Origin of the sequence: Actinomyces sp. oral taxon 170 str. F0386, assembly GCF_000195595.1 — a bacterium.
GTDB lineage: Bacteria > Actinomycetota > Actinomycetes > Actinomycetales > Actinomycetaceae > Actinomyces.
On record NZ_GL882544.1, the window covers coordinates 1 to 14921 of the forward strand.

Consider the following 14921-nt stretch of genomic DNA (forward strand, 5'->3'; position numbering starts at 1 on the left):
AAGACAACCACCACACTAGAACACGACCCTCCGCGGGTGTGCCCTTTAGCGTCATGTATTCTTCCGAGTGTTCTCCACCTTGCTCGCGGATATCGGCGATTCCTGAGGGCTGCCGCCGCTCATGTAGCATTCGGCCCATGTCATCGGTGACCACAGAGAGTGACAGATTCCTACTCGACGGCGAGTGCATGATCATCGGGCACCGAGGTCTGAGCTCACTCGCCCCGGAGAACACCATGGCCGCCTTCCGCAGCGCGGTGGGCCATCAGGTGAGTTGGGTGGAGGCCGATGTCGACGTCATCGCCGACGGAACAGTCATCATCTGCCACGACTCGACCCTGGACCGCACCACGAACCGGACTGGCCGGTACGACGACCTGACCATCGCCGACCTGGCAGGTATCGACGCCGGAGGCTGGTTCTCCTCCCAGTACGAGGGCGAACCGCTCCCCACCCTGGGGAATCTCATTGATCTCATGAACGAGGCCGGCCTCAATGCCAATATCGAGATCAAGCCCAATGAGACCGGTAAGGAGGGGACGCTGCGACTCATCGACGGTGTGGTCGCCCAGCTCGAGCGACTGCGCCCAGGCCCGAAGGTCATCGTCTCCTCCTTCAGCCACGTCCTGCTTCATCTGCTCAAGCAGCGCGCTCCACACGTTCCCGTGGGATGCCTCTACGAGAGTCGCACTCTTGGCGACGACTGGAGGAGCACGCTGGAGATTGTGGGAGCCGACTACATCCATCCTGAGGACACAGGCCTGACCCGGCAGCAGGTTCAGGCCTTTCGAGCCGAGGGCTACGGCGTCAACGTCTGGACCGTCAACTCGCTCGGCCGGGCCAACGAGCTCTTCAACTGGGGAGTCACCGGAATCTTCTCCGACATCGCCCACCAGATTCCTCGCCGCTGACACTCCTGTCCGCAGCACATATTTCTCAGATCATCCCTTGAAAGGACGGACCTGGTCCCATGACTGCGTCCATATACGAGTCGTTCCCTGACTCGTCTACCGCCATCGTCTCGGAGAAGAACTCTGAGGGGAAGGGCGAGCATCTCGTCGATCCGCAGGAAGGCGCCGCCGGTCAACGGCGTCCGGTCTTTCTGCGCCGTGACCACGTTGGCGCGTTTCTCAGCATCGTGCTCTCCGGCCAGCTCGTGTACGCCGCCTTCGAAGCGCTCAAGGGCTCCCTCATGCTGCAGATCTCCGACGTACTGGGGATCGGCATCGACGGCTTCGGCGCCATGATGAGCGTCATCGGTCTGGCCATGTACATGTACATCCCGGCCGGATGGATCAACAACCGCTTCACCATTCGCTCGATCCTGGCGACGTGGTGCGCCTGGAGGCTGGTGACGCTTATGGTGCTCTACCTCGTTCCGGGCCTGCCGTTCACGATGATGCTCGCCATCGCGTTCTCCTGGGCGGTCTGGGACGCCATCGGGTGGCCGGCGGTGGTCAATGGCCTCACCTTCATCTCCCGAGGTGATCGCCACCATGGCAGAGGTATGGTTATGGGATTCTTCGAGGCGATCAGACGCAGTGTGGAGTTCATCCTGGCCATGATCGTCGTCGGCTGCGTGTGGGCCTTTCCGCAGCACTGGAGGGTCATCATCATCGGCTTCGCGGTCGGCTACTCCCTGCTGCTCGTCCCGCTGATCGCCTGCCTGCTCCGCCTCGTGCCGAGGAACGCGATCGCCCATCAGGACAACACCTCGGCAAGTACCGCTGCCCTCCTCGGACTGCTCAAGGTCATGGCGCATCCGCGTATCTGGCTGGCCGGGCTGGCGGCCATGTGCCTGTACTGGGCCTACGTCAACCTCATCTACTCCTCGGCCCCCTACCTCAAGCTCGTCTACAACGTCTCCGACGGCGTGGCCGGACTGTTCGGGGCTACGACGACCAGCCTCGTCGGCGCCCTCATCTGCATCCCGTCGGGATTCGTCGCCGACTACATCTTCAAGTCCTCAGCCGCCATGATGACGGCGGCGCTGACCGTCGTCGGGGTCAGCGCCGCAGCGGTGTACATGCTGCCATCATCAAAGATGATGATGTGGCCCGCGATCATTCTCCTTATCGTCATGTCAGTGGGTGTCTTCATGGGAAAATCGGTCATCCTGGCCCCGATCGCCGAGCTCGACCTGCCCGAGGAGGTCAACGGCTCGGCTATGGCGGTTGCCTCGTTCCTCGCCTACGCATCCATCATCTGGGGTAACTCGATGACCTCCGGCATCGTCGAGTCCCACCGCCACAACGCCTACGAGGGCTACCAGACCGTCTTCCTCATCACCTTGGCCGTGGCACTGGCGGGAGCCGCCTGCGCCTTCGCTCTGACCGTCGTCGGACGGGGTCGCCGGCACGTCTGATCAGTTGATTCAATGCATGGCCCGGAAGGCTGTGTGAGCGCAGTCACCAGGGGTAGGGTGAGGGCATGTCACGCTACATCGAGCTCCACCCCGTCAACCCGCAGGCACGTCTGGTTGAGAAGGTCGTCGACACGCTGCGCGACGGCGGCCTGGTCGCCTATCCCACCGATTCGGGCTACGCCCTGGCCTGCGCGCCTGGGAACAAGGAGGGCCTGGACCGTATCCGCGCCATCCGCCAGCTCGACGGCAAGCACAACTTCACCTTCGTGTGCGCCGACTTCGCCCAGGTGGGTCCCCTGGCCATCGTGGGCAACAACGCCTTCAGGCTCATCAAACGCCTCACCCCGGGACCGTGGACCTTCATCCTCAAGGGAACCAAGGATGTTCCCCGGATGACGCTCAACCCCAAGAAGCACACGCTGGGCGTGCGCATCCCCGACCATGCCATCACTCAGTCCCTCGTGGCGGAGTTCGGCGCCCCCATCCTGTCGTCCACCTTCATCCGACCTGGACAGGAGGAGCCGGAGACCAACGGGTGGGAGGTCGAGGAGTCCCTCGGTCATCTCATCGACGTCGTCATCGAGGGGCCTGTGGGACAGGGCGAGCCGACCACCGTCGTCGACCTGACCGACGACGTTCCCGAGGTACTGCGCGAGGGTGCGGGAGACATCAGCCTCCTGTGACCCGCTCTGAGGCCGACACGGCCCCGGATCAGCGATCTGAACCTGGTATCCACCGGTGCGCTCGGCGTCTGAAGTCGAGGTCGAGCCGACCTTCAGCGCGGAGTCGAGAGCAGGTGAGCGATAGGGTCGGTCCATGGACCTCTTCGAGTCGGCCGGTACGGATGACGCCGGGCTCCCTGCGGACTCCCACGCGCCTCTGGCCGTGCGGATGCGTCCCCGCACGCTCGACGAGCTCGAGGGACAGACGCACCTGCTCACTCCTGGTTCTCCGCTGCGACGACTCGTGGAGCCGTCCCGGACCACGGAACAGGTGGATTCGGGGGCGCCGGCACGACCCAATGCGCACAGGCTCGGCGCATCCCTGTCCTCAGTCGTCCTGTGGGGCCCGCCCGGCACCGGCAAGACGACGCTCGCCTACCTGGTGGCGCGCGGCAGCGGGCGCCGCTTCGTGGAGCTGTCGGCAGTGACCGCCGGCGTCAAGGACGTACGCGCCGTCGTCACCGATGCCAGGCGGCGCCTGTCGGCGGGGGAGGAGACGGTACTGTTCATTGACGAGGTCCACCGCTTCTCCCGTTCCCAGCAGGACGCTCTCCTGCCCAGCGTGGAGAACCGGTGGGTCACGCTCATCGCCGCCACCACGGAGAACCCGTCCTTCAGCGTCGTCTCGCCGCTGCTGTCCCGCTCCCTGCTTCTGACCCTTCACCCGCTGGGGGCCGATGACATCGGGCGCCTGGTGGACCGCGCCCTGAACGACGAGCGCGGCCTGGCCGGAGCCGTCCGGATCACCGAGGAGGCCCGCGAGCAGATCGTGCGCATGGCCGGCTCCGACGCCCGCAAGGCCCTGACCGTGCTGGAGGCCGCTGCGGGCACGGTCCTGGCTCAGGGGACGGGGGCCAGCTCGCCGCCACGGATCGAGGTGGCCGACGTCGAGCAGGCCGCCGATGTGGCGGCGGTGCGCTACGACCGCGCCGGCGACCAGCACTATGACGTCGTCAGCGCCTTCATCAAGTCCATGCGCGGTTCCGATCCCGACGCCACCATGCATTACCTTGCGCGCATGATCGCGGCGGGTGAGGATCCCCGCTACATCGCCCGCCGCATCGTCATCCACGCCGCCGAGGACATCGGTCTGGCCGACCCTGCGGTGCTGTCCACCGCCGTGGCCGCGCAGCAGGCGGTCGCCATGATCGGGATGCCCGAGTCTGGGCTCATTCTGGCTCAGGCCGCGCTCGCCGTGGCCACCGCGCCCAAGTCCAACGCCGTCACCGTGGCTCTGAGCGAGTCCCTGGCGGATGTGAGCGCCGGTAGGGCTGCAGCCGTGCCGGCCCACCTGCGCGACGCCCACTACGCCGGGGCCGAGGGGCTCGGACACGGTAAGGACTACCGGTACCCGCACGACTTCCCGCACGGAGTTGTTGGCCAGCAGTACCTGCCCGAAGGGCTCGAGGGCAGCCGGTACTACCGGCCCACCGGCAACGGCTTCGAGAAGCAGCTGGCCTCCCGGCTCGAGGCGGTCCGGCGCATTCTCGACGAGCGATAGCTCGGAGCGACAGCGGATGCCAGCCGCACCACTGCTGAGGAGCGTCTCACACCGGGCGGTTCCGACATAGGTTTTTGCCGGCGAGCACGCTAGAGTTCTCGAGTTGTCCACATCGAAGACGTCTGGCGGCGCCTGGTTATCCGTCCGTCGGCAACGATGCAGACCTCCTGGGGTCCCGGCCCGAACCGCGGCTGACCCCGCGCCGTCGGCACCAGCCCACGGCGTGCGACCACCAATCCGACAGGAAAGAAGTACATGAGCTCTTCGCGCTCCCGCCGTCAGGTGCGCCTTTCTCGCGCCCTCGGCATCCCGCTGACCCCCAAGGCCGTGCGCTACTTCGAGCGCCGCCCCTACGGCCCCGGTGAGCACGGCCGTGCGCGCCGGCGCACCGAGTCCGACTACGCCGTCCGTCTCAAGGAGAAGCAGCGCCTGCGCGCCCAGTACGGTATCCGCGAGGCCCAGCTCCAGCGAGTCTTCGAGGAGGCCCGTCGCGGCCAGGGCCTGACCGGTGAGTCCCTCGTCGAGCTGCTCGAGATGCGCCTGGACGCCCTTGTCCTGCGCTCCGGGATCGCCCGTACCATCGCCCAGGCCCGCCAGGACGTGGTCCACCGTCACATCCTCGTCGACGGCAAGGTCGTGGACCGTCCCTCTTACCGGGTCAAGCCCGGCCAGACCATCCAGGTCCGTCCCCGCTCCCAGGTGATGGTGCCCTTCCAGGTCGCCGCAGCCGGCGCCCACCGCGACGTGCTTCCCCCTGTTCCGGACTACCTCAACGTGGACCTCGAGAAGCTCTCGGCCACGCTGGTGCGCCGCCCCAAGCGTGACGAGGTCCCTGTGACCTGTGACGTCCAGATGGTCGTCGAGTACTACTCGCGCTGACGCCCACGTTCATCCTGACGCCGGGGCGCCCCGGACCCATGAGAGGTTCGGGGCGCCCCGGCGTGGGAGTACGCTCTCCAAGGAGCAACCCAACCGGCTGAGGCCTCGCGGCCACCTGCATATCACCGGGATATCGATTCTGCCGGTCGACCACACCACACAGTCCACACGCCCCGTCACACGGCCCGAGCGCCAAGTGCCCGGGCGCCCCTCGAACAGGATGAGGACCCTATGCGCACATCCGAGATCCGCAGCCGCTGGCTGGACTACTTCGCCGCGAATAAGCACGAGATCCGTCCCTCGGTCTCCCTGGTGTCCCCGGAGCCCTCCATCCTGTTCACCGTGGCGGGCATGGTGCCGTTCATCCCCTATATCCTGGGTACGGAGGAGGCCCCCTGGCCGAGGGCGGCCTCGGTGCAGAAGTGCATCCGCACCAATGACATCGACAACGTCGGCGTCACGACGCGCCACGGCACGTTCTTCCAGATGAACGGCAACTTCTCCTTCGGCGACTACTTCAAGGAGGGGGCCATCTCCTACGCCTGGGGTCTGCTGACCGGTAGTCGCGAGGAGGGCGGCTACGGCCTGGACGGGGACCGGCTGTGGATGACGATCTGGGAAAAGGACCAGGTCTCCCTCGACTACTGGACCCGCGAGATCGGCGTTCCCGCCGAGCGGATCCAGCTGCTTCCGTTCAAGGACATCTCCTGGTCCACCGGTCAGCCCGGACCGGCCGGATCCTGCTGCGAGATCCACTACGACCGGGGCCCCGCCTACGGGCCCGACGGCGGGCCCGCCGTCGACACCCAGGGAGACCGCTTCCTGGAGATCTGGAACCTCGTCTTCGACGAGTTCCTGCGCGGTGAGGGCAAGGGGCACGACTTCGAGCTCCTGGGCAAGCTCGACCAGACGGCCATCGACACCGGTGCCGGCCTGGAGCGCCTGGCCTTCATCATGCAGGACAAGCCCAACATGTATGAGATCGACGAGGTCTTCCCCGTCATCAGAGCCGCCGAGGAGCTCTCCGGCAAGGTCTACGGACGTGGCTCGGCCGGCCCCGAGGCCGGGGACGCCTACCACGACGACGTGCGCATGCGAGTCGTGGCCGACCACGTGCGCTCGGCCCTCATGCTCATTTCCGACGGTGTGCGCCCCGGCAACGACGGGCGCGGCTACGTCCTGCGCCGCCTCATCCGCCGTGCGGTGCGCTCCATGCGCCTGCTGGGCGTCGACGAGGCCGCCATGCCCACGCTGCTGACTGTCTCGAAGGATGCCATGAAGGCCTCCTACCCCGAGCTGGAGACCAGCTGGAGCGCCATCTCCGAGATCGCCTTCGGTGAGGAGGACGCCTTCCGCCGCACCCTGACCGCCGGGACCACGATCCTGGACACTGCGGTGGCCTCGGCCAAGAAGGACGCAGGTCGGACTGGTCGCCCGCTGATGTCCGGCAGAAGCGCTTTCGAGCTGCACGACACCTACGGCTTCCCCATCGACCTCACTCTGGAGATGGCCGCCGAGCAGGGAGTCGACGTCGACGAGAGCGCCTTCCGCAGCCTCATGAACGAGCAGAAGGAGCGTGCCCGCGCCGACGCGCGAGCCAAGAAGACCGGGCACGCCGACATCCGTGTCTTCCGTGAGCTCGAGAAGGAGATGGGTGGCGGCTCGGCTTTCCTGGGCTACACCGAGTCCTCCGCCGAGGCCTCTGTCGCCGGTGTGCTCGTCGACGGCGTTCCGCAGAGCGTCGTCACCTCCCCGGCCGAGGTCGAGGTCATCCTCGACCGGACTCCGTTCTACGCCGAGATGGGCGGGCAGCTCGCCGACCAGGGCACCATTCGTCTGGCCGACGGAGGCACCGTTGAGGTTAATGACGTCCAGGCGCCCGTCAAGGGACTGCACGTTCACCGCGGCACCCTGACCGAGGGCACGATCGCCGTGGGGGAGAAGGCCTTCGCCCAGATCGACGTCGCCCGCCGCCTGGCGATCGCACGCGCACACACCTCCACCCACATGGTGCACAAGGCGCTTCATGAGATCGTCTCCGACAACGCCACCCAGGCCGGCAGCGAGAACTCCCCATCCCGTATGCGCTTCGACTTCCGCCACGGCTCAGCCCTGGCTGGCGAGCAGGTCGCCGGCATCGAGGAGCGCGTCAACGCCAAGCTCTCCGAGGACCTGACCGTCACCGATGAGGTCATGGACATCGACGCCGCCCGGGCTGCAGGCGCCATGGCCCTGTTCGGGGAGAAGTACGGCAAGGAGGTGCGAGTCGTCTCCATCGGCGGCGACTGGTCCAAGGAGCTGTGCGCCGGGACCCACGTGCCTACCACTGGCCACATCGGCCGCATCGCAGTGGTGGGTGAGTCCTCGATCGGCTCGGGCGTGCGCCGCATCGACGCCCTCGTCGGCGACGGCGCCTACGGCTACCAGGCCAAGGAGCACGCCCTGGTCTCCCAGATCTCCACCATGGTTGGAGGCCGTCCCGAGGAGCTGCCCGAGCGTGTCGAGAGTCTCATGACGCGCCTGAAGGACGCCGAGAAGCGACTTGCCGCAGCCGAGCAGGCCGCCCTGTCCGCTCGCACCGCCGGCATCGTCTCCGACGCCGTCCCCGTGGGCGAGGTCCGGCTCGCCTCGGCCAACCTCGGCTCCGTCGGTGCCGCCGACGCCGTGCGCTCCTTGACCCTCGACGCCCGCAGCCGGCTGGGTGACTCGGAGCCCGCTGTCGTGGCCGTCGGTGCAGTCCTGAACTCGCGTCCCGTCATCGTGGTCGCAACCAACGCCGGCGCCCGGGACAAGGGCATTCGTGCCGGAGCACTGGTGCGCACCGCGGCTCAGGTCCTTGACGGTGGCGGCGGCGGCAAGGACGACCTGGCCCAGGGCGGTGGACAGAACCCCGACGCCCTGGACGAGGCGTTGCGCACCGTCGCCGACCAGATCAGGGCCTGACCCGGCGCCTGGCTCAGACTCGGTGGCAGATCACGTGACAGACTCATCAGCTCAACCGGCGCTGACGGGATTCCGTTCCGGTGTGCGACTCGCCTTCGACGTCGGAAAGGCACGTATTGGTGTCGCTCGTTGCGATCAGGACGCGATTCTGTCCGTTCCTGTGGTAACTCTCAGGCGGGACCGTTATGGTGCTGATCTCGACGAGGCCGTTGACCTCGTCGACGAGTACGGTGCCTTCGAGGTGATCGTCGGTCTGCCCAAGCACATGGGTGGTGGCAGCTCGAGCTCAACCAGGGACGCCCGCAGATGGGCCCGAGACCTGGCGAGCCGCCTACCGCAACGGGTGTGCGTCCGGCTGGTCGACGAGAGGCTCACCACCGTCACTGCTCACCGGGACCTGCACGCTGCCGGACTGAAGGAGAGGAGTTTTCGCGGTATCGTCGACCAAGCGGCAGCGGTCGTCATCCTTGAACAGGCCATCACAACCGAGCGGATGTCCGGGGTTCCGGCCGGTGAGCGAGTCCACCCGACCAAGAGAGGCAGAGCGTGAGCCACGACGATTTCTTCGCCGAGCTCGGCATCCAGCGCGATGAAGATGCTGGTAGCGCCACAGAGAAGCCCAAGAGCCGCAAGCAGCGGCGCATGGAGAAGGTCGAGCGTCGTCAGCGCAAGCGGCGCCGTCACTGGCTGACGAGTCTCGCCATCGTCATCACCCTCGTGGCCGTCGGCGTCCTGAGTTACAAGGCCATCGTAATCATGCGCGACGCCTCCGCTCAGGCCACCCATGCCGAGGACTACCACGGTAACGGCGAGGGCGAGGTCACGGTCACGATTCCGGAGGGGGCCTCCGGAGTAGACATCGGTGACATCCTCCAGCAGAAGGGCGTCGTCGCCTCCGGTAAGGCCTTCACCAACGCGGCGAAGAACAACCCGAAGGGCAGCACGATCCAGCCGGGCACCTACAAGCTCAAGAAGAAGATGTCCGCCAACGCCGCGCTCCAGGCGCTGCTCGATCCCGAGTCCAAGGGCGACCACACCCTGACGGTCTCGGCCGGCAACACTAAGCAGATCGTCAAGGACCGGCTCAAGCAGGTCAGCAACTTCACCGATGAGCAGATCGAGGCCGCTTTCGCCGACACTGCCGCCATCGGCCTGCCGGCCGAGGCGGGCGGCAGCGTCGAGGGCTGGCTCGCTCCAGGGACCTACGACGTCACCGAGAACGCGACGCCCACCGAGCTGGTCAAGCAGATGGTCTCCCGGACCACGAGCCAGCTCAACGACCTCAAGGTTCCCAAGGAGAGCTACCACGTCGTGCTGACCAAGGCCTCCATCGTTGAGCGTGAGGTCAACGACTCCAAGTACTACGGGCAGGTGGCCCGGGTCATCGAGAACCGCCTTGCCCAGGTGGACGGAGAGACCCAGGGCAAGCTGCAGATGGACTCGACGGTGCTCTACGGACTGGGCCGCAGCGGCGGGATCCCAACGCCGGAGGAGGCGACCGATCCCAACAACCAGTACAACACCTACGTGCACCCGGGGCTTCCGCCCGGCCCCATCGGCAGCCCCAGTGAGGACGCCATCAAGGCAGTGCTCAACCCGCCTGCCGGAAGCTGGCTCTACTTCGTGACGGTCAATCTCGAGACCGGTGAGACCCTGTTCTCCTCCACGAGCGAGGAACAGGCAGCCAATACCAAGAAGCTCAACGAGTACTGCAAGAACAACGAGGAGATCTGCAACGGCGGAAAGAAGAAGAGTGGCTGAGCACCGCGCCGCCGTCATCGGTCGGCCGGTGAGTCACTCGTTGTCTCCTGTCCTGCATCGCACCGCCTACGCCGGACTGGGCCTGAGCGGCTGGTCCTACAAGCGCCGCGAGACTGAGCCCGAGGCCCTGCCCGCCCTGCTCGACCAGCTGGCGGCCCCGGTCGGCGCCGGGCCCGTCTGGGCCGGGCTGAGTGTGACCATGCCCCACAAGCAGGCGATCCTGACGCACCTGGATGTTGTCGACCCCTTGGCCGAGGCCGTCGGCGCGGTCAACACGGTAGTCGCCCAGCGCAGTGGTGCAGGTGAGGCGCTGCTGGCGGGCTTCAATACCGACGTCGCCGGTATCGTCGGTGCGCTGAGGGAGGCCGCCGGCCACGTCACCGCAGGTCCGGCGAAATGCAGCAGCTATCCGCTCAGCGCCGTCATCCTCGGGTCTGGTGCCACCGCATGTTCCGCCCTGGCCGCGCTGGGCGAGCTCGGGACCCGACGCATCACCGTGGCGGCGCGCCGCCACGCCGGTCCTGGCCGAGCACTCGGCGCCGCGCACCGCATGGGACTGGACATTGAGACCCTCACCTGGAAGCCGGCCGAGCCCGCCTCGAACGCCGAGGTGGCACAGCACCTGGCCGCGGCCGACATCGTCGTCTCCACCCTGCCCGCAGGGGCGGCAGACCCTCTGGCAGGTCCTCTCAGCGAGGCCTGGGAGCGCACAGGCCGTCTCCAACCGGGAGCCGTCATGCTCGACGTCGTCTACGCCCCCTGGCCCACCGCCCTAGCCGAGGCCTGGGAGCGCGCTGGAGGGGCCATCGCTCCGGGCTGGCTCATGCTTCTGCACCAGGCCGTGCCCCAGGTCCAGCTCATGACCGGGCAGCAGCCCGATATCGAGCTCATGCGCACGGCGCTGCTAACAGCCCTCGCAACGCCGTCGGCCTCCACTGTGCAGTGATGGTCCTCCGTACGCGGTGATCACCGACGCTGGAAGGCGGCATCGTGTGTGAGAGTATCTGCCTCATGCTTCGATGGATGACGGCCGGGGAGTCCCACGGTGAGGCTCTGACTGCGGTGTTGGAGGGTGTGCCCGCGGGCGTGCGGGTCACCAGTGAGGACATCAGGGCTGCGTTGGCCCGGAGGCGTCTGGGGCACGGTCGTGGTGCCCGCCAGGCCTTCGAGCGCGATGAGCTGCGGGTCCTGGGCGGTATCCGTCATGGTAGTACCATTGGTAGTCCTGTCGCGCTGCAGATCGGTAACTCCGAGTGGCCCAAGTGGTCCACCGTGATGAGCGCCGACCCCGTGGACCCTCATGAGCTGCTCGTTGACGCGGGCACCGGCGACGAGCGTGAGATCGCCCGTAATCGTCCCTTGACCCGCCCCAGGCCCGGGCATGCGGACCTGCCTGGGATGCTCAAGTACGACCTGGATGAGGCTCGTCCGGTCCTGGAGCGGGCCTCGGCTCGCGAGACCGCCGCCCGTGTGGCGCTGGGGGCACTCGCCGAGGCCGTCCTGGCCCAGGTTGCCGGTATCGGGTTGGTCAGCCACGTCGTACGCATCGGGACTGTCTCCCTGCCAGATGACGTGCCTGCGCCGACTGCTGAGGACACTGAGCGTCTCGACGCCGACCCCGTGCGCTGCACCGATCCCGCTACCAGCGCCGCCATGGTCGTGGAGATCGACGCCGCCAAGAAGGCCGGGGACACGCTCGGGGGCGTCGTCGAGGTCGTTGCCACCGGTGTCCCGGTGGGACTGGGCACGCATGTCTCGGCCGACCGTCGTCTCGACGCCCGGCTGGCGGCCGCTCTCATGGGCATTCAGGCCGTTAAGGGCGTGGAGATCGGTGACGGTTTCGCCGAGGCGGCTCGGCGGGGCTCGGCCGCGCACGATGAGATCGTCTCAGCGCGCGATGGTGAGATCACCCGGAGTACGAACCGAGCCGGCGGCGTCGAGGGCGGCGTCTCCAACGGCTCCGAGTTGCGGGTGCGGGCCGCCTTCAAACCGATCTCGACGGTGCCGAGGGCTCTGCGTACCGTCGACCTGGCCACGGGCGAGGCGGCCACCGGGCTCCACCAGCGCTCCGACGTGTGCGCCGTCGTCCCTGGAGCGGTGATCGCCCAGGCCATGACCGCCTTGGTCCTGGCCGATCTTCTCCTGGACAAGACCGGTGGTGACTCGGTTGCCGAGGCCAGGCGCAACCTTCAGGCCTACCTGGCCCGTATAGCCCAACGGACACACTGGTGAACCGAGTGGTAAATCCGCCGGTGAACGCGATACTGGTGCCGATGGCCAGCTCGACGGTGAGGGAGACACGATCATGACCTGGAAGCGCGTTCCAACCATCGCCCTGCGGGACGACCAGCTGCCCCTGGTCCTGGTGGGGCTGCCCGGTGCGGGCAAGACCACCCAGGCCCGGCTCCTGGCCCAGGCGCTGGGTGTGCAGGTCACCGATACCGATGCCGAGATCCGGCGCCGTGCCCGGATGACGATCCCAGAGATCTTCGCCTCCGAGGGGGAGGAGGGCTTCCGCGACCGCGAGCACCGCGCCATGCGAGCCGTCCTGGACTCTCCGGCGGCTGCGCACGGTGTCATCGCCCTGGGCGGGGGAGCGGTGATGCGTCCTGAGAACCGGGAGCTGCTGCGCGGACACACCGTCATCCACCTGTCCGCCTCCCCAAGCACGGCCGCCGAGCATGTGGGTGACGGTACCGGCCGTCCTCTCATGGCCCCGGATGCCGACTCCGATCAGACCCGGGCCGCTCAGCGCAGCAGCAATGACGATGTCGAGCACTCCGGTCAGGGCGATACTGTCCTGGCGCGGATGGAGGCTCTCCACGCTCAGCGCTCACCGCTGTACTGTGAGGTGGCCACCCTCACCGTGCCCACCGACGGGCTGAGCCCCCAGCAGGTCGCCGCCCTCATCCTCGTGGCACTGGGGGTTCAGACCCCCCAGGCGGTCAGTGTCCTGGCTCCTATGGCGGACGGGCAATCGGCCTCCTCCACCGCTCTGGGTGGGGTCAGCGGCTCAGCGGGGCGTACCCGGGTCCGACCCGCTGAGGCACCTGGGACCCGCGGCGGCGCCAGACGTGTCAGCGTCACCGGCGAGAGCCCTTACGACGTGCTCATCGGTCACGGGCTCCTGGCCGACCTGGCACGGGCTGTCCGGGAAGCTCCGGGAGCGGGCGCCGGAGGTGTTGCGGTCATCCATGCCAAGGCTCTGGCCGAGCGGGCCGCCGGCACCGAGGAGCAGCTGGTCCGCCAGGGGCTGCGCGTCGTGCGGCTCGAGGTGCCTGACGGCGAGGCGGCCAAGAAGACCCGGGTTCTGGAGTACCTGTGGGAGCGGCTCGGCTCCTTCCGCCTCGGACGTGACGGACTTGTCGTGGGCCTGGGCGGCGGCGCGACGACGGACCTGGCCGGTTTCGCGGCCGCCACCTGGTTGCGCGGCGTGCCTGTGGTGCAGGTGCCCACCACATTGCTGGCCATGGTGGACGCGGCCGTCGGAGGCAAGACCGGTATCGACACGCCGGCGGGCAAGAACCTGGTCGGCGCCTTCCACCCACCGGCCGCCGTCGTCGCCGACCTGGAGACGCTGTCCACCCTGCCGGCCGCCGAGCTGCGGGCAGGGCTTGGTGAGGTTATCAAGTGCGGGCTCATCTCGGATCCTGTCATCCTCGATCGCGTTCTGGCCGAGCCCGCCGACTGCCTGGCCTGGGACTCGCCGGTTCTGGCTGAGCTCGTCGCCCGGTCGGTCGCGGTCAAGGCCGCCGTCGTGGGGGAGGACCTCACTGAGGCCGGCCTACGGGAGGTTCTCAACTACGGGCACACCTACGCCCACGCGATCGAGAAGGTCACCGGCTACTCCTGGCGGCATGGCGAGGCGGTCGCCGTCGGCTGCGTCTTCGCCGCCGAGGTCGCTCACCGCAGCGGCAACCTGAGCAGCGACGCGCTGGCACTGCACCGTCAGAGCCTTGAGGCGGTCGGGCTGCCGACCCGCTTCCCCGAGGGCGGGGGGCGCTGGGAGGAGCTCAAGGCGGCCATGATGAGTGACAAGAAGGTACGCGGCGGCCGGTTGCGGCTCGTCCTGCTCGACGACGTCGCCAGGCCCGTCAGGGTGCAGGCGCCCGACGAGAGCGTCCTGCTCAAGGCCCATGAAGCCGTCACCAACCCAACCGAAAGGACACCGGCTTGACCTCGAGCGCGCCCCGGGTACTGGCCCTCATCGGTCCGCCAGGAGCCGGGTGCTCCAGCGTGGGACGCGCTGTCGCAACCGCCATGGATCTGCCGGTGCTCGACCTCGCCCGTCGTGTCGCCGACGAGCTGGGGACCGGCCCCGATCTGGCACTGGTAGCCGTACCGGAGGCCGAGTACCGCCGGGTCGAGTCCCGCACCGCTATCAGCCTGCTCGACCGTGCGGTCGCCCAAGGCGCCGTCGTGGTCCTGGGTTCCGGCTGCCTGGCGGATCCTCAGACACGTCGGCGCCTTGAGGACGTGCGCGGCCATGACCGGCCTCACCGGGTGGTGGTGGCCCTGACCTGTGCCACCCGGGTGCTGACCACCCGCAACGGCCTCGACGCACCTCGGTCGGTAGCGCTGGGGACCGTCCACCATCAGTTCGTCCAGATGCTTCACGAGCGAGAGTCCCAGTGCCGGGAGCTGGCCGATATCGTCGTCGACACCAGCTCGACCACACCCCAGGAAGCCGGAGAACAGGTCATCGGGGCCATGCTGTCCGCTTTCTTCCACCACTCGTGACCGGCGTGAC

General features: G+C 67.6%; 12 protein-coding genes. All 12 read left to right on the forward strand.

The genetic code is table 11. The features are described from left to right. The first annotated feature begins 137 nt into the window (after nt 1–137). The 12 genes from HMPREF9056_RS08110 to HMPREF9056_RS08165 all read left to right on the forward strand — a co-directional run bounded on the left by HMPREF9056_RS08110 (nt 138) and on the right by HMPREF9056_RS08165 (nt 14911). On the forward strand, nt 138–911 hold the full coding sequence (locus HMPREF9056_RS08110; RefSeq protein ID WP_009404330.1) for a glycerophosphoryl diester phosphodiesterase: 774 nt from the start codon (nt 138–140) through the stop codon (nt 909–911). 59 nt (nt 912–970) lie between these two features. After that, entirely contained in the window at nt 971–2365 is a 1395-nt protein-coding gene (locus HMPREF9056_RS08115; RefSeq protein WP_009404331.1) for an MFS transporter, read from the forward strand. A gap of 65 nt (nt 2366–2430) precedes the next feature. Beyond that, nucleotides 2431–3048 (forward strand): L-threonylcarbamoyladenylate synthase, encoded by a 618-nt coding sequence (locus HMPREF9056_RS08120; protein ID WP_009404332.1) that lies wholly within the window; start codon nt 2431–2433, stop codon nt 3046–3048. A gap of 133 nt (nt 3049–3181) precedes the next feature. Next, nucleotides 3182–4588 (forward strand): replication-associated recombination protein A, encoded by a 1407-nt coding sequence (locus HMPREF9056_RS08125; RefSeq protein WP_009404333.1) that lies wholly within the window; start codon nt 3182–3184, stop codon nt 4586–4588. A gap of 255 nt (nt 4589–4843) precedes the next feature. After that, nucleotides 4844–5467 carry a 30S ribosomal protein S4 gene (gene rpsD / locus HMPREF9056_RS08130; RefSeq protein WP_003782217.1) on the forward strand — a complete coding sequence of 208 codons (624 nt, stop codon included), beginning with the start codon at nt 4844–4846 and terminating at the stop codon, nt 5465–5467. 231 nt (nt 5468–5698) lie between these two features. Continuing rightward, nucleotides 5699–8410, forward strand: a complete 2712-nt coding sequence (alaS, locus tag HMPREF9056_RS08135; protein ID WP_009404336.1) for an alanine--tRNA ligase — start codon at nt 5699–5701, stop codon at nt 8408–8410. Between the two features lie 34 nt (nt 8411–8444). After that, nucleotides 8445–8960 carry a Holliday junction resolvase RuvX gene (gene ruvX, locus HMPREF9056_RS08140; protein ID WP_050793025.1) on the forward strand — a complete coding sequence of 172 codons (516 nt, stop codon included), beginning with the start codon at nt 8445–8447 and terminating at the stop codon, nt 8958–8960. Then, nucleotides 8957–10171: an endolytic transglycosylase MltG gene (gene mltG, locus HMPREF9056_RS08145; protein WP_009404338.1), complete on the forward strand. Its 1215-nt coding sequence runs from the start codon at nt 8957–8959 to the stop codon at nt 10169–10171. The genes ruvX and mltG overlap by 4 nt, the downstream gene beginning before the upstream one ends. Beyond that, nucleotides 10164–11117, forward strand: coding sequence for a shikimate dehydrogenase (locus HMPREF9056_RS08150; RefSeq protein ID WP_009404339.1), 954 nt, complete (start codon nt 10164–10166; stop codon nt 11115–11117). The genes mltG and HMPREF9056_RS08150 overlap by 8 nt, the downstream gene beginning before the upstream one ends. A gap of 65 nt (nt 11118–11182) precedes the next feature. After that, nucleotides 11183–12403: a chorismate synthase gene (gene aroC / locus HMPREF9056_RS08155; protein ID WP_009404340.1), complete on the forward strand. Its 1221-nt coding sequence runs from the start codon at nt 11183–11185 to the stop codon at nt 12401–12403. Nucleotides 12404–12476: 73 nt separating this feature from the next. Next, complete coding sequence (gene aroB, locus HMPREF9056_RS08160; RefSeq protein ID WP_009404341.1) at nt 12477–14348, forward strand: 3-dehydroquinate synthase; 1872 nt, start codon at nt 12477–12479, stop codon at nt 14346–14348. Then, the gene (locus tag HMPREF9056_RS08165; RefSeq protein ID WP_034514308.1) at nt 14345–14911 is read left to right on the forward strand and encodes a shikimate kinase; all 567 of its coding nucleotides are present in this window, start codon (nt 14345–14347) and stop codon (nt 14909–14911) included. The genes aroB and HMPREF9056_RS08165 overlap by 4 nt, the downstream gene beginning before the upstream one ends. Nucleotides 14912–14921: the final 10 nt, after the last annotated feature.